At 69.9% G+C, this 18836-nt stretch carries 17 protein-coding genes and 1 pseudogene; 5 read left to right on the top strand and 13 right to left on the bottom strand.

Annotated features, from left to right (window positions below):
* Positions 1-53: 53 nt before the first annotated feature.
* The 8 genes and pseudogenes from KALB_RS20145 to KALB_RS48545 all read right to left on the bottom strand — a co-directional run bounded on the left by KALB_RS20145 (position 54) and on the right by KALB_RS48545 (position 8823).
* Positions 54-1163 carry a glycosyltransferase family 4 protein gene (locus tag KALB_RS20145; RefSeq protein ID WP_025357518.1) on the bottom strand — a complete coding sequence of 370 codons (1110 nt, stop codon included), beginning with the start codon at positions 1161-1163 and terminating at the stop codon, positions 54-56.
* A gap of 34 nt (positions 1164-1197) precedes the next feature.
* On the bottom strand, positions 1198-1797 hold the full coding sequence (gene folE, locus KALB_RS20140) for a GTP cyclohydrolase I (protein WP_035966504.1): 600 nt from the start codon (positions 1795-1797) through the stop codon (positions 1198-1200).
* Positions 1798-1799: 2 nt separating this feature from the next.
* A pseudogene (locus KALB_RS20135) lies at positions 1800-2435 on the bottom strand (7-carboxy-7-deazaguanine synthase QueE); the annotation flags it as partial.
* A gap of 134 nt (positions 2436-2569) precedes the next feature.
* Positions 2570-2935 carry a 6-pyruvoyl trahydropterin synthase family protein gene (locus KALB_RS20130; protein WP_025357516.1) on the bottom strand — a complete coding sequence of 122 codons (366 nt, stop codon included), beginning with the start codon at positions 2933-2935 and terminating at the stop codon, positions 2570-2572.
* A 386-nt stretch (positions 2936-3321) separates the two neighbouring features.
* The gene (locus tag KALB_RS20125; RefSeq protein WP_201771945.1) at positions 3322-4212 is read right to left on the bottom strand and encodes a class I SAM-dependent methyltransferase; all 891 of its coding nucleotides are present in this window, start codon (positions 4210-4212) and stop codon (positions 3322-3324) included.
* 37 nt (positions 4213-4249) lie between these two features.
* Positions 4250-4966, bottom strand: coding sequence for a 7-cyano-7-deazaguanine synthase QueC (gene queC / locus KALB_RS20120; RefSeq protein WP_025357514.1), 717 nt, complete (start codon positions 4964-4966; stop codon positions 4250-4252).
* Between the two features lie 153 nt (positions 4967-5119).
* Positions 5120-7990 carry a LuxR C-terminal-related transcriptional regulator gene (locus KALB_RS20115; RefSeq protein ID WP_042220582.1) on the bottom strand — a complete coding sequence of 957 codons (2871 nt, stop codon included), beginning with the start codon at positions 7988-7990 and terminating at the stop codon, positions 5120-5122.
* Positions 7991-8694: 704 nt separating this feature from the next.
* Positions 8695-8823, bottom strand: coding sequence for a hypothetical protein (locus KALB_RS48545; RefSeq protein ID WP_411931097.1), 129 nt, complete (start codon positions 8821-8823; stop codon positions 8695-8697).
* Positions 8824-10066: 1243 nt separating this feature from the next.
* On the opposite strand from KALB_RS48545, the gene KALB_RS20110 reads away from it, so the two are divergent.
* On the top strand, positions 10067-11287 hold the full coding sequence (locus KALB_RS20110) for a GNAT family N-acetyltransferase (protein WP_025357512.1): 1221 nt from the start codon (positions 10067-10069) through the stop codon (positions 11285-11287).
* A gap of 123 nt (positions 11288-11410) precedes the next feature.
* On the opposite strand, the gene infA is transcribed toward KALB_RS20110, so the two are convergent.
* The 3 genes from infA to KALB_RS20095 all read right to left on the bottom strand — a co-directional run bounded on the left by infA (position 11411) and on the right by KALB_RS20095 (position 13363).
* Complete coding sequence (gene infA / locus KALB_RS20105) at positions 11411-11635, bottom strand: translation initiation factor IF-1 (RefSeq protein WP_025357511.1); 225 nt, start codon at positions 11633-11635, stop codon at positions 11411-11413.
* A 47-nt stretch (positions 11636-11682) separates the two neighbouring features.
* On the bottom strand, positions 11683-12480 hold the full coding sequence (locus tag KALB_RS20100) for a GNAT family N-acetyltransferase (protein ID WP_025357510.1): 798 nt from the start codon (positions 12478-12480) through the stop codon (positions 11683-11685).
* A 220-nt stretch (positions 12481-12700) separates the two neighbouring features.
* A complete protein-coding gene (locus KALB_RS20095) occupies positions 12701-13363 on the bottom strand; it encodes a GntR family transcriptional regulator (protein WP_201772014.1) in 663 nt (220 codons plus the stop codon).
* A gap of 164 nt (positions 13364-13527) precedes the next feature.
* Here KALB_RS20095 and KALB_RS20090 point away from each other — a divergent pair, with 164 nt between their 5' ends.
* The 3 genes from KALB_RS20090 to KALB_RS20080 all read left to right on the top strand — a co-directional run bounded on the left by KALB_RS20090 (position 13528) and on the right by KALB_RS20080 (position 16229).
* Positions 13528-14541, top strand: coding sequence for a YbhB/YbcL family Raf kinase inhibitor-like protein (locus tag KALB_RS20090; RefSeq protein WP_025357508.1), 1014 nt, complete (start codon positions 13528-13530; stop codon positions 14539-14541).
* A gap of 81 nt (positions 14542-14622) precedes the next feature.
* Positions 14623-15135, top strand: coding sequence for a hypothetical protein (locus KALB_RS20085; protein ID WP_025357507.1), 513 nt, complete (start codon positions 14623-14625; stop codon positions 15133-15135).
* A gap of 149 nt (positions 15136-15284) precedes the next feature.
* Positions 15285-16229 carry an NAD(P)-dependent alcohol dehydrogenase gene (locus KALB_RS20080; protein ID WP_025357506.1) on the top strand — a complete coding sequence of 315 codons (945 nt, stop codon included), beginning with the start codon at positions 15285-15287 and terminating at the stop codon, positions 16227-16229.
* 58 nt (positions 16230-16287) lie between these two features.
* Here KALB_RS20080 and KALB_RS20075 read toward each other — a convergent pair whose 3' ends face one another.
* Positions 16288-17025, bottom strand: coding sequence for an SDR family oxidoreductase (locus KALB_RS20075; RefSeq protein ID WP_025357505.1), 738 nt, complete (start codon positions 17023-17025; stop codon positions 16288-16290).
* A gap of 95 nt (positions 17026-17120) precedes the next feature.
* Between KALB_RS20075 and KALB_RS20070 the strand changes: the two genes are divergently transcribed.
* Positions 17121-17969 (top strand): LysR family transcriptional regulator, encoded by an 849-nt coding sequence (locus KALB_RS20070; protein ID WP_025357504.1) that lies wholly within the window; start codon positions 17121-17123, stop codon positions 17967-17969.
* 35 nt (positions 17970-18004) lie between these two features.
* On the opposite strand, the gene KALB_RS20065 is transcribed toward KALB_RS20070, so the two are convergent.
* A complete protein-coding gene (locus tag KALB_RS20065; RefSeq protein WP_025357503.1) occupies positions 18005-18802 on the bottom strand; it encodes an alpha/beta fold hydrolase in 798 nt (265 codons plus the stop codon).
* Positions 18803-18836: the final 34 nt, after the last annotated feature.

Below are 18836 nucleotides of genomic sequence, written 5' to 3'. Positions count from 1 at the left end.
GCAAGGGACGTTTTGGTGCGCGGCGGGACTGGTGCACCACCATCGCGACAGGGTCACGGGGTGCCGACGGTGGTAGCGCGCAGGAACTCCCGCGCCACCGCGGTCGGAGTGTGCGCGGCGACCTGCTGTGGCCCCTGCCGTGCGGCGGCGTGATAGGCCACGCGGTCGCCGAGCAGTTGCGCCAGCGCACACCACAACTGTTCGGCCCCGGCGGCCAGATCGACCGTCCGGCCGGCCTCACCGGTGAGCGTCGCGAGGAACCCCAGGCCGTGGCTGACCACCGGAGTGCCCACCGACAGGGCCTCGGCGGCGACGTTGCCGAAGCTCTCCGGACCGGTCGAGGGGACGGCGGCAACGGCAGCATCGGCGAAGAACGGCTGGACCTCCCGCCAGTCCACGGCCGGCAGGACCCTGACGTCGGGAAGGGCGTCGGCCAGCGCCCGGCACTCGTCGAGGACCTGGTCCTGCATGCCGCGCCACCACTCGAACCGGGCAGACGCGAGGACGATCTCCAGCGGTCGGCCCAGTTCGCGGCCCGGATGGGCGCGCAACAGTTCGGCGACCCCCTTCTGCGGATCGGCCCGTGCCACGACCCGCACCGGGCCGGTGAGCCTCAACTGTTCGCGCCGATCCGGTCCGGGTGGATCGACGAACCGGGGCAGCGCGTTGGGCAGCGCCTGCCAGTTGTCGCAGTCCAACCCGGCCCGCCTGGACTGGTCGATCAGGAAGTCGCTGACGGCGAGGACGGTGTCGGGACGGTGGCTCAGGCTCTGTTGCATGGCTTGGTCGGCGCGCAGGAAGTGGACCATCAGGGCGCGGCGCACGCCGGGCGGCGCTGGGCTGAGGTAGCCCAGGCCCGCGACCGCGTCGGCCCAGACCACCAGATCGACCTGGTGCTCGGCCAGCACCGACCGTACCTCCTGCTCCACGGGAGCCGGGTCGGGCAGCAGGGTCAACAGCTCATCGACCAGCATCGGTCGAGGTAGTGAGATGGAGTGCAGGCGCACCAGGTCAGGAGGGTCGTTCTGGCTGGCCGGACCGGCGGCCACGATCAGGGCACGGTGGCCCAGTTCGCGCAGACCGCAGGCGAGTGAGTCGACGGCCCGCTCGATGCCGGCGGGTTCGTCCGGGTCGTGGGTCAACAGGACGAAGGCGATGTTCACGCAGGGGTTCCCATCAGTGCGGAGGACAGGGCCGTCACCGTCGCCCCGACAGGGCCGGGAAGGCGGTGGCCATCAACTCCTGACGGGCTGGTCCGTCCTGGCCGAAGACTCCGTTGAGCACTGAGGAGGTCATCAGGGCCGGGGTGCGGATGCCGCGCATGGTCATGCACAGGTGCTCGCCCTGCGCGATGACCGCCACGTCGGGCGACCCGCTGACCGCGGTGATCTCCTCGGCGATGTCCTGCACCAGGCGCTCCTGGATCTGCAGCCGGTGGGCGTGGCGATGAGCGATCCTCGCGAACTTCGACAGGCCCAGCACGTCGCCGTTGGGCCGGTAGGCGATGGTGACGGTGCACGAGAACGGCAGCAAGTGGTGCTCGCACAACGACCACAGGTGGATGTCCGAGACGGTGACGGTCTGTCCCTGCTGGGTGCGCAACGAGAAGAGGGTGTTGACCTCGCCCGCGTCGTACCCGCTGAACTCCCGCCACCAGCGGGCGAATCGGGCCGGGGTCTGCTTCAGGCCGTCCCGGTCGGGATTCTCGCCGATCGCGATGAGCAGTTGGCGGGCCACGTCCTCCAACGGGTCCCGGCCCTCCCCGGCTGGGTCCGGGTATGTCGTGCTGGTTGTCACGCCTACTTCCCCCTCCTGTCGCCCCACACGGCGACGTGCAGTCTGGTGGTGAGGTTCCAGCCCCGGGCGATCACGGCGTCACCGAGCGCGGCCAGGCGCAGGCTCAACTCCTCCGGCGTGCGCCCCTCAGGCATGATCCACACCGGCGTGGTTCCGTAGTGCTCGACGACATCCGCCACCTCGGCGAGGTCCTCCGGGCTCCGGCAGACGAACTTGAAGGCGGTCCCCGGCATCGCGGCGAGCGCGGCCAGGGCCCGTGGGACGAGCCGACGTGCCGCCGGATCACCCGAGTGCGCCAGCTTGGGCGAGACGTTGAACCGGACGCCGAGAGCGGCCAACTCGGACAACGGCTCGATGGTCCCGTTGGTCTCGATCTCGACGCGGTGGCCGGTGCCGGTGAGTGCGTGCAGCAGTGGCAGCAGGCGGTTCTGCTGGCTGAGCGGCTCGCCGCCGGAGATGACGACCAGCGGCACCGCGTACCCGCTGAGCCGCTCCAGCACCGCACGCCAGGCCATCGGGTGCAGCTCCGCACGGGGACTGTGCGCGATCCCGGAGTCGCCGACCCCGGTCCAGTCCCAGGTGTAGGGGGTGTCGCACCAGCGGCAGGACAGGTTGCAGCCCCCGAGCCGGACGAACGCGCAGCGCTGTCCCGCGGAGGGCCCCTCTCCCTGTACGGTCCCTCAAGTGGGGCCGAAGATCTCGTTCACGACGAGCTTCGACTCCATCGCGGCACCACCTCCTCCCGCTGCCGCACCGGCCGCGAACGACCGTGTCACGGTCGGTACTCCGCCCAGGTCTTGGCGGTCTCGCTGACGCGCACCGAACTGAGCTCCGGGAAGCGCGGCAGCCATCGCTCGTACAGCCATCGCGCCAGGTTCTCGGCCGAGGGGTTGCGATCGGCGAGCAGGTCGTTGAGGTGTCGGTGGTCGACCTCCTCGTCAAGCCACCGACGGAACGGCGCGAGGTCGCCGTAGTCCCGGACGAAGCCGACTCCGTCCAGGCCGTCCGCCGCGGCGGACAGTTCCAGTTCGACGACGTAGTTGTGCCCGTGCAGCCGCCCGCACGGATGCTCCTGGGGCAGGCCGTCGAGCCGGTGACTGGCTGAGAAGTGGAATTCCTTGCTGATCCGATACGCCATGTCCGACCTCCTGGATCCATCGTGTCGACCTGGTGCACCCGGCACATCACGGCACGCTCCGAAGGCGGCCCCACCGGACGCCGAAGGTCGTCGATCCAACCGGGGCCAGCAGTGGGATCGGGCAATCCTCAACGGGCGGTGGGTGGTTCTTGGGGCGCGTACTTCGGTTGCGCGACGAAGACCACTTCGGGCTCGACCGCGACGAAGGAGAGCCGTACAATTGTTGTCACGGAAGGAATGCGGGCAACCTTCCGAGGACTGGCGGTTCCGAACTTGCTGAGTCCCGCTCAAATCGCCCAGGGACGTCGTGCTGTCGCCGCGATCCTCTGCCGTAGCGGGGCAGGTGGGTGTGAGTCAGTACGAGCTGAGACCGAAGATGCAGGCCATCACAGCACCGAAGCCGTCGACGTGTGGGGGCGGGCGATCAGGACGGCGCCCTGGTCCCCGATGGCGTGCGGGCGGTGCGCGAAGTGCTCGCGCAGTGCGGGTGCGATCGACTGCCGCATCTCCTCGGCCCTGGGGTGACCTTCGAACCAGAAGTTGACCAGGACGGCCGCCGCCGCCGCTACCCGGCCGTCCAGGTCGGGTTCGGGGAAGTGCAGCGCGGCTTCGGTGCGGTGCACCGTGAAGCGCGAAAAGCCGTAGTCGGCAAGCACCTCGGCTGCTGTGGCCAGCAGGAAACCCTGGTGGTCCTGGGGTTCGTCCGCCAGCGGCACGCAGGTTCGGTTGAGCAGTTCCACGAGCTCGTTGTCGGGGGCGCCGCCGATCAACACGATCTTGGCCTCGGGATGGCTGGGGTCGCAGACCCGCGCGATCTCGCGAGCGGACCGCTCCAGATCGTCGACGTAGGGCAGGATCCACGCGGCGAGGACCGCATCGAAGGACTCGTCCGGAAAGGGCAGCGCCTCGGCCCGGCCGGGATGGACATCGAGCGTGCCCGTCCGACCGACCTCGGGTCCGCGCAGCGTGGCCACCCGGCTGCCGTGGGGTTCGACCGTCGTGCAGTGGCCGAGCTGCTCGGCAATGGCACGGGTCAGTTCGCCGGTGCCGCCACCAACGTCAAGCACGGCGTGGTTGGCGTCGGTCGCGGCGCAGGCCAACGCGATCTCCTCGCGGCGTTCGAGCCGGTCGGCGAAGTCCACCCAGCCGTCACGGCTGAGCTGGTGCGGGCCCCGGTAGTGGGCGGGCATGCGGTCGAGCGGTCCGCACAGGGGGTGGGTGCGGACACCCTCGGCGTCGAGAGGAGTCACCGCTGTCCGGGATGTTCCCATGCTCATGTGCGTTCTCCTTGGCATAGAAGCGATGCGGGGGCCGTCACGGAGCGGCGAACAGTGTCACGTCGTCCACGTACCGCGTCGGGTCCGCCACGCCTGCGACGCGGAACGCCTCGCGCCGCTCGTAGCAGGTTCCGCAGGTTCCACAATGCAGTTCACCGCCCTTGTAGCAGGACCAACTGAGGCCCAGCGGAGCCTTGAGGCGCGTTCCGTGCGTGGCGATGTCGGCCTTGGACCAGTTCAGGAAGGGCGCTTCGAGCTGTGGGGTGGGGAAACCCTCGTTGGCCACCGCCACCAGTTGCCGAAGCGCGGTGTGGAACTCGGGGCGACAGTCCGGGTAGATGAAATGGTCGCCGGTGTGCATCCCCAGGGCTACTGTCCCGGCCCTGCGCGCGACCCCGACTGCCACGGCGACGTTCGCGAGAACCGCGTTGCGGTTGGGTACGACCGTCGCACGCATCGACTGCTCCGCGTAGTGCCCGTCGGGAACCGGGACGCTGGCGTCGGTGAGGGCGGATCCACCGAGCACGGCGCCCAACCCGCTGAGGTCCACGAGCAGGTGCTCGGCTCCGTAGTGGGCGGCGACCTGGCTCGCGGAGTCGATCTCCCGGCGATGCCGCTGCCCGTAGTCCACCGTCACGGCGATGAGGTCGTGGTGCAGGGCGGCGTAGTGCGCCATGAGCGTGGTGGAGTCCATGCCGCCCGACAGCACGACCACCGCGGTGAACGAGTCGGGTGTGTTGTTGTCCTGATCCATGAGTCACCTTTCGCTGCAGTGGAAGGCGGCCTCCGTTGCGTAGGCTCGGTCCAGCTTCCAGCCGGGTGGCGCGGTCGCACATCACGGTCCGGGTCCGAAGGACCACGGGCACCGGGCCGAGACGAGCCGGAGGATCTCATGTGGTGGAACGTTTCACCGGGGATCCGGTACGCCGTCGGTGAGCAGCGGCCACAGCCCGGGATTGCGGAACAGTTGGGGGAAGTCTCGGCGCCCGGTGATGCCGAGCTTGCGGTACGCGCTCGACAGGTGCAGTTCCACGGTGCGGCGGGTGATCCGCCGGGCCGCAGCGATGCGCTCATTGGTCCGGCCGCGCATTGCGTCGATCAGGGTCTGCCGCTCCCGTGGGCTGAGCGTCAACACGCCACGCAGCGAGAAGTCCTGGTGAGTGCGATCGCTCGCCGCCGCCAACTGCTGCCGTCCCCGCTCGGCCAGCGACCGGGCTCCGCAGGAGCTGGCCAGCCGGACCGCCCGGGTCAACTCGGCGACCGCCTCCTTGGGCCGGTCCAGTCGGTTCAGCAGGGTGCCCATGTCGCCAAGGGCATACGCCAGGTCGAGTTCGCCCTTCGCCTCCTCCAGCAACCGCACCGCCGTCCGCAGCAGGCGCTCGCCCTCCGTGCCACCGGACACCCGGCCCAGCACCCACCGGGCCCGGCCGCGCTCCTGCGGCGAGCCGATCGTCTCGGCGTACCGCAGTTGGTCTCGGGCGAGTTCCGCGGCCTGTTCGCTCTGCCCCACCTGCTCCAGCAACTCCACTCCATGCGCCCGCCAGGACGCGGCCGAGACCGCGCGCAGTCCCGCGGCCTCGTTGCGGTCGCGCAGTTCGGCGAGGTCGCGCGCCGCGCGCGCCAGGTCTCCCTCAGCGGCCCACAGCCGAGCCCGGCACACCAGCAGATCCCGGTAGCGCCAGCCCGGCGGTAGGTTCTGCGCGCAGCGGCCTTGCCGCAGCAGCTCCTTGGCCCGGTTGTGCTCGCCCTGGCAGATCAGGACGTCCAGCAGCTGCCCCACCACGTCCAGACGGATTGGGTGAACCGGGCTCACGCCGTGGCGGACGAGGTGAGCCAGGCAGTCCTCCAACTGATCACGAGCGCTGGAGAGTTGGCCCCGGGTGCGGACGTGATGCACCGCCACCGGAAGCAGCAGCACCTGGTGCAGCGGCTGCGACCCGGGAGAGTCGGGCTCGGTGTGTCGACGCAGGTGTGCGGTCGCCTCCTCCTGGTACCCGTTGTCCACCAGTACGGTCAGTGCCGCCGCCAGGGCCAGCGGGTGCAGGTACAGCTCCTCGGTGCCGCAGGCCAGGGCCCCGCGCGCGCCCTCGACGGCCGCCCGCGGGTCGTCACCGGTCAGATGCCGGCAGAACGCCGCCGCGGCCGTCGCCGCAGCGCGCAAGCCGCCCGGCGGGCCCTCAAGCAGTTCGCCGAGCCGCTCAGCGGTCACGGCTGGCGGGGCGTCGTGGAGGTCAGCGAGTATCCGGTGCAAACGGGGCCACTCGGCGACGGCGGTCCCGGCCACGGCTGCCGCCACTGCCTCCAGCACCCGTTGCTCGCCCTCGGGCCGGTCCGCGCCGTGCAACAGCGATCCGATGCGCCGCAACAGACTGCTGCGGGTGGCAGCGTCGGCTGTTTCGGCCAACGCCTCGATCGCCTGCGCCAAGCCATTGCCCTGGTCAAGCCGGATGCGCAGGTCGACCAGGGCCAGCACAGCCTCCCGGCGCTCGTCGCCGGTGGCCACCCGCACGGCGTGTTCCAGGCAGCGGGCGGCAGCGGTGGTGTCCTGCGCGGCCAGCGCGGAAGCAGCGGCATCGAGCAGCACCGAGGCCGGCCAGGAGTCGTCCAGCGAGACCGCGGAGGCGGTGAGGTGGTCGGCGATGCGGCTCGCGGGGGCGTGCCGCTCGTGCAGAAAGGTGGCGGCGGCCAGGTGCGCCGCGTTGCGAGCCATCCGGCTCATCCCGCCGATCAGGGCGGTGCGCAGCAGGGGGTGGCGCAGTCGCACCATGTCGTCATCCGCCACGAGTCGCATCCGGACCAGCAGATCCGCGGTGATGAGGGTTTCCCCCGTGGTCATCCCGCACAGATGAGCCACCAGGGGCGGTTCGGCGCCGTCCCGTCCGCCGGCCACGGCAATGGCCCGGATCAGCCGCCCGGCCGCCGGATCGATCCGGCTCAGCCGCCCGGTGATCAGATCCGCGACGACGGGCAGTACCGCGGTGTCGAGGTGCTCCGGGCGCACGGCCGCACCACCGTTGTCCCGAACCCAGCGGGCCAGCTCGACCAGCATGAAGGGGTTTCCCGCGGTCAGCCGGTGGCAGGCGGCGGAGAAAGCGCTATCCCGCAACCGCGGCAGCAGGATGCCCAGCAGGGCAGCCGTTTCCGCCGGGGACAGCCCGTCAAGGGTGAGCCGCTGTGCGCCGGACAGCAGTTGGGCAACTGCTGCGGGCGCCTGCGGGGGCTCACCCAGGCGTAGCGAGGCCACCAGCAGCACCGGTAGGTCGGCGCACGCCTCCACCACGCTGCGCAGGTGGGCCAGCGCGGTGTCGTCGGCCTGGTCAGCGTGGTCCATGATGAGGATGAGCGGAGCCGTCACGGTCAGGTGGACGATCGCGGCGCGCACTGCGGACACGAGCGCGGTGTCCAGGTTCGGCAGAGCTGTGTGCCTCCCCCACTGCCGCTCGGACGCCGCGTGAAGTTCCGCGACATGCACGCTGTCCGCCGGAAGGCTCCGAGCCAGTGCCCGGACGAGAAGGCCGCACGGCTGCTTCGAACCGTGAAAGTGCACTGTCGTACTTCCGAGGCGGCGGGCGGCGAGCGCGAAGGCGTACAGCAGCGCGGTGCGGCCCACGCCGAGCTCGCCCTCCACCACGTACCGCACCAGACCGGTCGTCATGCTGTCGCGGCGTGCCTGGTCCAGCAGTCGTAGCTCATGCTGTCGACCGACGAAACCATGCGATTGCCCCCGTGGCCTGTGCACTCCCTCGGTTTCCCCACGTTTCGAAAATTCCTCGTTCATTGCCAGAGCCCTCCAGAATCGTCGAGGCGTTGAACCGCGCCGGAAGCCCGAGGCTCTAGGCGGTACCGCGATCGCGCGCAGAGGGAGGTGCCGCTGTTCTTCAGGACGCGGACGTGCGCGAGTGGTGCGTCACTGAGGTGGGTGGCCGCTCCGTCGCCGCGGTCGCGCCCGCAGGATGGGCCGCGATGCGGTGCGCTGCTTACGAGCCCAGCTCACTGAGGCTGGTCTCGAGTGTGTTGGGCGCGTCAGTGAAAGACGGAGCGCAGCCCGGCCGACCACCGCAGGCACAAGGCGGGTGGGGGCGCCAATCCGAGCGGACTTTGCCCGGTGGATCGTGCATACGGCGAAGTCCGGTGCGCCTTGTTGGCCTGGATCGCGTGCACGCTTGTACCGACCAGTTCGGCGGCCTTGCTGGTGCCCCAGCTCATGATGTGACTCCCCAGGAAACTGCCCGTACCAAGAGCACCTACCGGTAAGCCCGCCATCGGCTACCGCGTCGCGCTCGAGAACACCACCACTGCGGTGTGATCCGTGACCTCACGTCATGGCGAACTGGCCGACGATGAGGACCGGCGTGCCCCAGACCGAGATGGTGACGAGCCGCCAGGTGGCGCGGCTGCGGGGCGGCGTCTCAGTGGACGGTGTTGTGGCGAGCATCGTCTTCTCCTGGAAACCAGGGCGGAGCACAGACAGGGCGGGCTGCCTCAGTCGTTGTCCCACGGGTGGCAGTGACGTGCTTCGGCGGCGGAGTTGAGGTCGCGCAGCCAGGCCCTGAGGCCTGGGCGGACCCTGGTGAAGTTCCAGACGCGGACGCCGTCGATGCGCAGTCCCACGCCGATCGCGGACCCGGTCCACCGGATGCATTGCCAGACGGTGGGGGGTGATCATCAGCGTTCCAGGGGGCTGGCCGAGGCCAGGCGCTTCATGTCGGACGGCGCGTAGTGGAGCCTTGCTCAAGATCTCTCCGGGACCGGACCTTGGCCGGTGGGGCGACACCCACTCCCCCGCAGGTCAGCAGGACCGGTCGTGGCGGTGGCCAGTGGAATCGCGAGCAGGGCGGCACGCGCGCCACCCAGGCGGCGACGGGGTCGTGAGGTGCGCTGGTGGATGTCGGACACGGCTGTTCTCCTCGTTCGACGGCCGGCCTGGCGAGTCAAGCAATTGACTCTCGCACTAGTTAAATTCTGTAACAACACTTGGTGAGTGTCAATAGGGACGGTGATAATCTCTAACCAGATTGGGGCGCTGTAGCGGCTGCGGGTGACTGACGACGGACACGGCCGGGACGAGCCTGTGGGAGCGCTACCAGGCTCAGGTGTGCGCGGAGATCAAGCGACACGCGTGGGACGCGAGCCTCGCCGACACCGTCCGGGCCGCGCACGACTCCGGAGCCGGCCGAGAGCTTGTCGGCGCGTGGTGCATCACCAAGCCTCAGCAACGCGAACGGCAGCCTCCAGTCCACGGCGGCCAGCGGCAGGCCGCCGACGAGCAGGCGTCGTCGCACCCAAGCGGTCGGCGAGGGCTCCGGACAGCGGAGCACTGATCGCGGTCGCCAGCGATGTCCGCCGCCGTGATCGTCAACGTGGCCGCAGCCAGCAGGGTCGTCTGAGCCACAGGCGCGGGCCTTGCCGGGTTGTGGCCATGGTTCCTCCTCGGCATTCGCTGACGATGTCGAGGCTGGCAGCGGCACCCGAGGATTCGCGTCGGCGAAAACTGCCCATGCGGTCCGCGGCGACGGGATAGGCGGTTTTCACCGACTCGAAGGCCGGCCGAGGATACCAGATAGGGAATATGAACGCTTTGGCATGACCCCGCTGAGCTGATCCAGGTGATGTGGCCCCTGATACTGGAACGCCGTTATGAGAGTTGAGGGACCCCGTTGATTGTGACGGTGGGAAATGACCGCACGGGGCGGTTGCCCAGTGTTGAGCAACTCGGTCTCCCGGGCGGCGGGGATCACCGCAACTCACCCCCAGGCCCGGCCGTAATTCGCTTGATCTGGCCTCGGGTCAAGGCTGCACTGTGGCGGGACACCACGAGTCGTGGTGCCAGTATCCCGGGGAGGCAGCGGCAGCAATGGAGATCCGTTCCACGACCGACCAGGACCTCGACGTCTTCGTCGACACACTCCATGCCGCGTTCGGGCGCTTCCCGGAAACCCCGGCCGAGGGCGGCAGGGTTCGATGGTCGGCGCTCGAAATGGATCGCAACCTGCTCGCCGTGACGGCGGACGGGCGGCCCGTCGGCACCGCCGGCGCGTACTCCTTCGAGCTCACCCTGCCCGGTGAGATCCTCGTCCCGGCCGCCGGGGTGACCGCCGTCGGCGTCCTGCCCTCGCACCGACGCCAGGGTGTGCTCACCGCGATGATGCGGCGTCAGCTCACCGAGTTGCGGGCCCGAGGGGAGTTCCTCTCCGTACTGCTGGCCTCCGAGGCCCTGATCTACCGCAGGTTCGGCTACGGACCGGCGACCTACACCCAGCGGCTGACGGTGCCGCGCCACCAGGCCGCCCTCGCCCTCCCCCGGGCGCGCGGAACGGCCGACTCCCCAGCGACCGGCTCGGTCGAGCTGCTGCGGCGTGCCGAGTGCGGGGAGATCCTGGAAGAGGTCTACGACCGGTACCGCCGCGCACAGCCCGGCGCGCTGTCCCGGCCGCACCGCTGGTGGGCCTTGGGCGCGGGGCAGCCCCCGATCTGTCCGGCACCGCGCTACGTCGCCGTCCACCGGGACGCCGACGGGGTCCCGGACGGGTACGCCAGCTACTCCGTCGGCGAGCACAACACCTTGACGGTCGACGAGACCATCGCCACCGACGACGCCGTCTTCACGGCCCTGGCCCGGTTCCTGCTCGGACACGACCTGGTCGCTCAGGTCGTGTTCAAGCACGTCGCGCCGGATCACCCGCTGCGCTGGCAGCTGGTGGACTTCCGCGCCGGCCAGGTGAGCGAGGACACCGACTGGCTCTGGGTGCGGCTGCTGGACGTCCCGCGTGCGCTGACCGCGCGCGGCTGGTTCACCGACGGCGAGCTCGTCCTCGACGTCGAGGATCCGTTCCTCGGCGAGCAAGGCCGCTACCTGCTGACCGTCCGGGACGGCAAGGCCGACTGCGTCCCGACGGACCGGGAGCCCGACCTGTCCCTGGACGTGAGCGACCTGGGCTCGGTCTACCTCGGCGGCACCGCCCCGAGCACGCTCGTGCGTGCCGGACACATCCGAGCCCACCGCCCGGGCGCGGCCGCCCTCGCTGACGCCCTCTTCCGCGCCGAGCGCTCCCCGCACTGCCTGCACTGGTTCTGACCGGGTGAGTGGGCGAAGGCGGCGGCCGGGTTGGTCCCGGCCGCCGACGAATGGAACTCCGCCAAGGGCTGATGGGTGGGCACGCGGTCGCACACCGCGTGCCAACCACACCAGGGCGCAGAACTACGTCCGGTACCGGAAGCGAATCCGGCCACGGGTCAGGTCGTACTCACTGAGCTCGACGAGCACCCGGTCCAGCAGCCCGATCCTGATGTAGTTCTTCCGCACCTTGCCACTGATGTGTGCGAGCACCTTGTGCCCGTTCTCGAGTTCCACCCTGAAGGTGGCATTGGGCAGGCACTCGATGACGGTGCCCTCGACTTCGATGCCCTTCGCTGTTCGTGCCATGTTCTCCCGCTTCTCCGGTCGATGACTGGTTCGTCCGTGGTGACGTGTCAGCGGCGCACCAACTCCAAGGCGCTTCCCATCCGCCGGGCGCCGAGGCCCGCACACAGCGCCTTGGCCGCCTCGTTGGATTCGTCCACCTCGGCCGATGCCGTGTCGACACCACCGCGATGCAATGCCCCCAACACGTTGGCCAGCAGCGCCCGCGCGATACCACGGCGGTGGTCGTCGGCGCGGACCGCGACCAGCCCGATCCGTGCGTGGTGGCGCCGCGACACCACGCGGACCAGTCCCACGTACCGACCGCCCTGCTCGGCCACCGCATACTTCGACGGGTCCAGCGGGGCGGTCCCGTCTGATCGGACCAGTACTTCGGTCGGCATCGATTCCCAGCCAGCGGTGACGTCGACCTCGGCGCGAATCGCGTCGTACACCTCGCGCAGCGGGCCCTGCCGCGCCGCGCCGATGGGCGTCACCGTCACCCCGGACGGCGGTCGCACCGTGTCGAGCCCCGTCACCCGGGGGTCGGTGGGCAGGTGGTACTCCCACTCGCGGCGGCCGGTGCTGAAGCCGACCCGCCGCCAACTGGAGGTCAGGTCGAGGTCGGCCTCGTCGACCACGGTGTGCAGCGGCGTCGGCAAGATCGCCAGCATCGCCTCGGCGAGTTGGTCGAACACCGTGTCGCGCCAGGAGTCGATGCTGAGGAAGATCCGTCCATCGGGTCGGCGGAACGCTTCGCCGCGGCCGACCACCCGGTCGTCCGCCACGGCGTGCCACTGCATCTCCGCGACCCGCGTGATCACTACCGCGGGCTCGTCGACGCCCGCGGTGAAATGCGCAGAGTTCACAGGTTGTTGCCTTTCGGGAGTGCCTTGAGGCGCTCCCGGCGACACCTACCTCGATCGCCCAACCGTGACGGGGCGAGGGAGCACCCACGTGCGTACAACGTTCATGGGTCTCACCTCCTCGAGTGGTGTCACGGCTTCGCGCACACTATCCCCCGAGCGTCGCCCCGCCCAACCCTTTTTCTGCCGACGATTCGCGCCACGGCCAGGTTGTCCAGGCGTGTCAGGCTTCCTTCGCGGATTCGTGGCGGGTATGGCAGGCCAGTCCGGCCGCGGTCAGCGTGAGGTGCTGGGCCAGCGCCTCGGCCGCGGTGTCGGCGTCGCGGGCCAGCGCCGCCTCCTCCAGCTGACGGTGCTCGCCAAGGTAGTCCCGGTCGGGGGTGCGGTGCGCCGACCAGCGGCGAGCCAGTTCGCTCGCGGACCACAGCCGGTCGAAGGTCTCCAGCAGGACGGGGTTGCCGCACCCTTCAAGCAGTGCGCGGTGGAAGACCCGGTGGGCTTCGGACCATGCGCCGCTGAAGTAGTCGCCCCCCTCCGGCTCGAATGCCGGGGTGCGGGCCAGACGGTGGTGGGCGGCTCGTACCCGGGCCTCCCAGTCGAGGTCGCCGCGCTCGATGGACATGCGCAGCAGGACCGGTTCGATGGTCCGGCGGGCCTCCGCGATCTCCTGCCAGCGGCGATCGGAGAAGGCCGGGACGGCGAAGCCGCGGTTGGGCAGCCGGTCGGCGAGGCCCTCGCCAACCACCCGTACGAGCGCCTCACGCACTACGGCCAGGCTCACGCCCTGTTCCTTGGCGAGGTCCTGCGGTTTGAGGGCGTCACCGGGGGCGTAGTCCCCGCGCATGATCGCGTCCCGCAGGTGTGCGTAGACCCGCTCGGAGAGCATCTGCGTCCCCGAGGAGGTCGAGGTGTGGGCTGTCCGGGTCACGCCGTCAGCATAGACGATCCTGCTAATAATCGATTATCTGTGTTATGGTCGATGAAGTCGGCGGCGATGCCCCGTCGCATCACCGCCACTCCACCAGCACGGCCTGAAAGGAACGCGCCGCGATGAGCGCCAACGACCCCTTCGCCCGCCTCCCCGAGGCGGCCTCCTTCAGCGTTACCAGCACCACCATCACCGACGGCGCCGCCTGGTCACCCGAACAGTTCTCCTCCAGCGTCCCCGGCGGGAAGGACGTCTCCCCGCAGCTGTCCTGGACTGGCGCCCCGGAAGGCACCAAGAGCTACGCCGTCACCGTCTACGACCCCGACGCCCCCACCGGGTCCGGGTTCTGGCACTGGGCGGTCGCCGACATCCCCGCCACCGTCACCGAACTGCCCGAGGGCGCCGGCGACGACACCGGCTCGGGTCTGCCCGAGGGCGCCTTCCAGTTGCCCAACGACGCCCGCGTCGCCCGCTTCATCGGCGCCGCCCCGCCGGCCGGGCACGGCCCGCACCGCTACTTCATCGTGGTGCACGCCCTCGACGTCGAGTCCATCGGCGTCCCGGCCGACACCACTCCGGCCGTTCTCGGCTTCACCATGGCCTCGCACATCCTCGGTCGCGCGGTCCTGACCGCCACGGCGGAAACCCCGCTCGTGGGCGAAGACGCTGAACGGATCGAGGTCTCCCGACTCATCCCCGCCCCCGCCAGCGCCATCTTCGCGGTCCTGACCGACCCGAAGGGCCACGTGGACATCGACGCGTCGGGAATGCTCATGGACGCCGAAGGGGAACCGGTCAAGCAGCCCGGCGACCGGTTCCTGGTCCACATGGACCGGGAAGCCATCGGGGACGTTCCCCTGGGCAAGTACGACGTCGAGGTCGTCATCACCAAGCTCACCCCGGACGAGGAGATCGCCTGGACCGTCGAAGCCCGGATCCGGCCTCACGCCCGCCACATCTACGGCTACCGGCTGGAGCCCGCCGAGGGCGGCACCCTCGTCACGTCCTACTACGACTGGTCGGAGATCGACGAGGAGTGGAAGGAGCGCATCGTCTTCCCGGTGGTTCCCGAGTCCGCTCTCAAGGCCACCCTCGGGATCCTCGAGCGCACCGTCCGCCGGAGGTCCGCCACCTGAGCTGCAAGGTCGTGGTGCGGTGGTTCGATGGAAAGCCAACGGGTGTAACGGTTTTGGCGCCCGGACAGACAACACCCCATCATGTGGACCACCGTGCTGCCCGCCCTGATCGCGGCTGTCGCCGCTCTTGGCGGCGTGACCACCGGCGCCCTCGTCGAACCGTTGAAGCTGCGCGCCGCCCGGCATGTCCGGATCCGTCAGGAACATGCCGAGCGGTGCGCGCGCCTGGTCGAGGCAGCGACCGCCGCGCGATGCGGCGTGATGCGGCTGAACATCGCCCATCGCCGCGCGGTACTGGGCGGCGAGCAGGTGAGCGAGGAGGAGGTGCTGGCACTGGAAACCGCCTATTGGACGGCGCGTACCGAGTTGCGCCAGCTTGCCGGTCTCATCGACCTGTTCGGCCCGGACGAGCTCGCGCAACAGGCCTATGCCGTTCGCGACGCCGACCGGCACTTCCGCGCCAAGCAGTGGATCACGGAGTCCTCGGGCACGCTGGATCGAAACGACCTGCCTCCGCCCGTTCGTCAGGCCGCCGACGACATGGAGACGCAGATCCGCAGATTCACCGCCCTGGCACGGGAGTCGACCTGCTGACGGACCTGCTGTCCCGCCGCTGATCGGAAATGAGGATCTTGGTCCGGTTGGCGGGTGCGTCCGTGCGCAAGTGAGGCGATGTTGTCGGCGCCTCTCTCACTTCAACGGAAGTGGACGACCCCGTCTGGTTCCGCCGCTAGAAATGGAGCATGGTTTCCACTTCGATGCGGCTTGCGGCCTACGACCGGTACGGACCTCCTGAGGTTCTGTCGGTGACCACCGGGCCCGTTCCGCGACCGCGCCCCGGCGAGGTCCTGGTCCGGGTCCGGGCGGTGTCGGTCAACGGCGGCGAGCTGGCGATGCGGACCGGGCGGCTGCGCCCGTTCAGCGGCAGGCGGTTCCCGAAGCGGGTGGGGATCGATCTGGTCGGCGAGGTCGTCGTTGGGACCGGCAGGTTCGCGGCCGGGGAGCTGGTCTGGGGCGGGACGGGGCGGCGGATGGGATCGGCCGCGGAGTACGTCGCGGTACGTGCCGAACACCTTGATCACGTCCCCGCCGGGCTCGACCCGGTGCGGGCCGCCGCGCTGCCCGCCGGAACCACCGCCATCACCGCGCTGCGTGACAAGGCCACGCTCGCACCCGGCGAGCGGCTGCTCGTTCGGGGAGCCACCGGCGGCGTCGGGTACGTTGCCGTACAGCTTGGCAAGGCGATGGGAGCGCACGTCACCGGGTTGGCGAGCGCGGCCAATCTGGACCTGGTGACCGAACTCGGTGCGGACGAGGCGATCGATTACCGCGCGCCTGGGGACCTGGGCCGCTTCGACGTCATCCTCGACACGGTCGGCACCGACCTGCCCGCCTTCCGCCGCTTGCTCGCCCCGCGCGGACGGATGGTCGCGATCGCGTTCGACCTCGAGCGTCCGGTCCGCTCGCTGGGTTACCTCGCGGCGCACGCGATGCACCGCACCCGGTGGATCCGCTTCTTCAGCGGCAACCCGACCGCGCCGCTGTTCGCCGAACTCGGCCGCTGGGTCGCGGCCGGGGTGATCCGCCCGCAGGTCGACCGGGTGTTTCCCCTGGCCGACATCGCCGCCGCGCATCGCGCGCTGGAACAGGGCGGTGTGCGGGGCAAGATAGTCGTTGAGCTGCCCTGAACGAGCGACAACGCGCGCCCCTACTGATCGCCGACAACTTTCATGGCCACAGAAGGCGTTACCAGGGGATGACACCGGCGTCCTCGAAGAACGAGCCGGTCGGGCCGCCGTCAGGCAGCGTGGCGAGCCGGATCGCGGTGGCAGCGCCCTGCTCGGGGGTGCGGGGCCCTTGGCGGCCGGTGAAGTCGGTCGCGACCAGGCCCGGGCAGGCGGCGTTGATCAGGATGTTCGTGCCGGCGAAGTGCCGGGAGTACTGGACGGTGACGGCGTTGAGGAACGTCTTCGTCGGCGCGTAGGCCGCCATGATCGGGCCGACATCGACGTTCGGATCCGCCTGCCGGGTAAGGGATCCGACGCTACTGGAGATGTTGACGATCCGGGGCGACGCCGAACGCCGCAGCAACGGCAGCAGCGCATTGGTCACCCGGACGACACCGATGACGTTGGTCTCCACGACCGTGCGGACGACGCCGAGGTCGAGCGTGGTCGGGTCCTGCAGCCACCCCGGCCCAAACTCTCCCGAGATGCCGGCGTTGTTGACCAGGGCGTCCAAGCGTCCGGCCTGCTGTTCGAGCAGTTCCGCAGCCGCACTGACGCTCTGGTCATCGGTCACGTCCAGCGGCACGCCGAACGCGTCCACCCCAGCGGCGCGCAACTTCTCCACGGCGGCCTCGCGCCGGGACTCGTCGCGGGCTCCCACCCCCACGCGGTAGCCGAGAGCGCCCAGTCCGGCCGCGATCCCGTACCCGATTCCCTTGTTCGCGCCGGTCACCAGCGCGATCTTCTGCTCACTCACGCCGTCGATCCTGTCCCGTCGGCGAGCGGGTTATCCAACACCGATACGGTGCGCTGTGATACTCACCAGGTATCACAGCGCATTACCCTGGAGCGGTGGACCTTCTGGAGACCCGCGAGCTGAGGTACTTCGTGACCGTCGCCGAGGAGCTGCACTTCGGCCGTGCCGCCGAGCGCCTCGGTATGGCCCAACCGCCGCTGTCGCGGGCGATCCAACAGCTCGAGCGGCGCCTCGGCGTCCCCCTGCTGGAACGCAACCGCCGCGGTGTCACCCTCACCCGTGCCGGGGAGGTGCTGCTGCACGAGGGCCGCGCGACCCTTGACGCGGCCACCGCCGCCGCCCGCCGCACCCGCCGCGCCGCGTCCCCCGGCAACCGCCTGGTGCTGGCGGTGAAAAGCGGCGCGGACCACGAACTGCTGCGGAAACTTCTCGACGCCCACGCCGCCGAACCCGATGCGGCCGAGGTCGAGGTGCTGCTGTGTGGGATCGGTGAGCAGGAACGGCTCCTGCGCGACGGCCGTGCCGACGCCGCGCTGGTGCACCTGCCCTTCGACTGCCTAGCCGGGTTCGACAGCGAGGAGTTGCTGATCGAGGAGCAGGTCGCCATCCTGCCCGCCGAGCATCCCCTCGCCGCGCGCACGTCCCTGTCCGTGGCCGAGGTCAGCGAGGTCCCCGATCTGCCGCTGGCCCGCTGGCCCCGCCACGACGGCACCTATCCACCCGGCCCAGGCCCCGAGATCCACGACCAGTCGCAACTGGCCCAGCTGATCGCCCTTGGGCGCACCATGGTCGTCATCCCAGCCTCCGGCCGCGCCTGGCTGTGGACCGACCACGTCGCCGTTCCCGTGACCGACGCGCCGCTGGTCACCACTCTCATCGCCTGGCCCCCGCACAGCCGCTCCCCCGCCCTCGCCAGGCTCATCCGCACGGCCGCGCGACTGTGAAAAGCCGGCAAGCCCTGCCGGACGCCGACCGCGTGTTACCCAGCGGCGAGGTCGTTGAGAAGGCGGCCAAGCTCTGCTGGCGCATGGATGTGGCCCAGGTGTCCCTGGTTGGGCAGTTCGTGGACTCTGGCGTGGGCAATGCGCTGCCGGACATCCTCAAACGAGGTGCCGTACGGCGCCGCGCCGCGGTTGTGCTGGCCGATGACCAGGTCGACCCGGTCCGCCTGTCGTGCCAACGCGTCCGGTACCGGCGCCGTGTTGATCACGGCCGTTTCGGCGTACAGCGGCTCACTCAGACGACACAAGGTCGCCCACCCGTCGTGGTCGGCCCGCAGCGCCTCGACGTGCGCCGCGGACAAGCCGACGATCTGTCGGTTCACGATCTCGACGCAGCGGCCCCAGTCCGCCTTCTCCGCGGCGACCTTCAAGTCCGGTAGCGCGTGGCCGCCGAACGGTCGCATCACCGGCTCGTAGGCGATCACCTGGCGCATCGGACGGTCGTTGGTGGCCAGCAACGCGATCAAGGCACCGTAGCTCCAGCCGAAGAGGGTCTTCACACTGCCGAGTTCGTCGAGGACCACGCCGAGGTCCTCAACCTCGCTCCGCATCGAGTACCTGTCGGTCAACGGCCCGGAGGGAGCGCGGCCCCTGCGGTTCACGACCGCCACCGACGGCCAGGCGTCGACAGCGCGCGCGACGTGGCGCCAGGCGTGCGCATCGCTCATCGCGCCAGGGACGACCACGAGGCCCGGAGCGTCCGGATCCCCGTACACGTCAACGGCGACCCAACTGTTCTCGCCGACCGACAGCTTCTTCTGGATCGATTGCTCCATAAATGAATTATGGAGCAAGTGCTCTACAATGTGC

This window comes from Kutzneria viridogrisea DSM 43870 (assembly GCF_000525635.1).
GTDB classification, from domain to species: Bacteria; Actinomycetota; Actinomycetes; order Mycobacteriales; family Pseudonocardiaceae; genus Kutzneria; species Kutzneria viridogrisea.
Note: the sequence above shows the minus strand (reverse complement) of the source record. Positions and strands in the feature narration are given on the sequence as shown.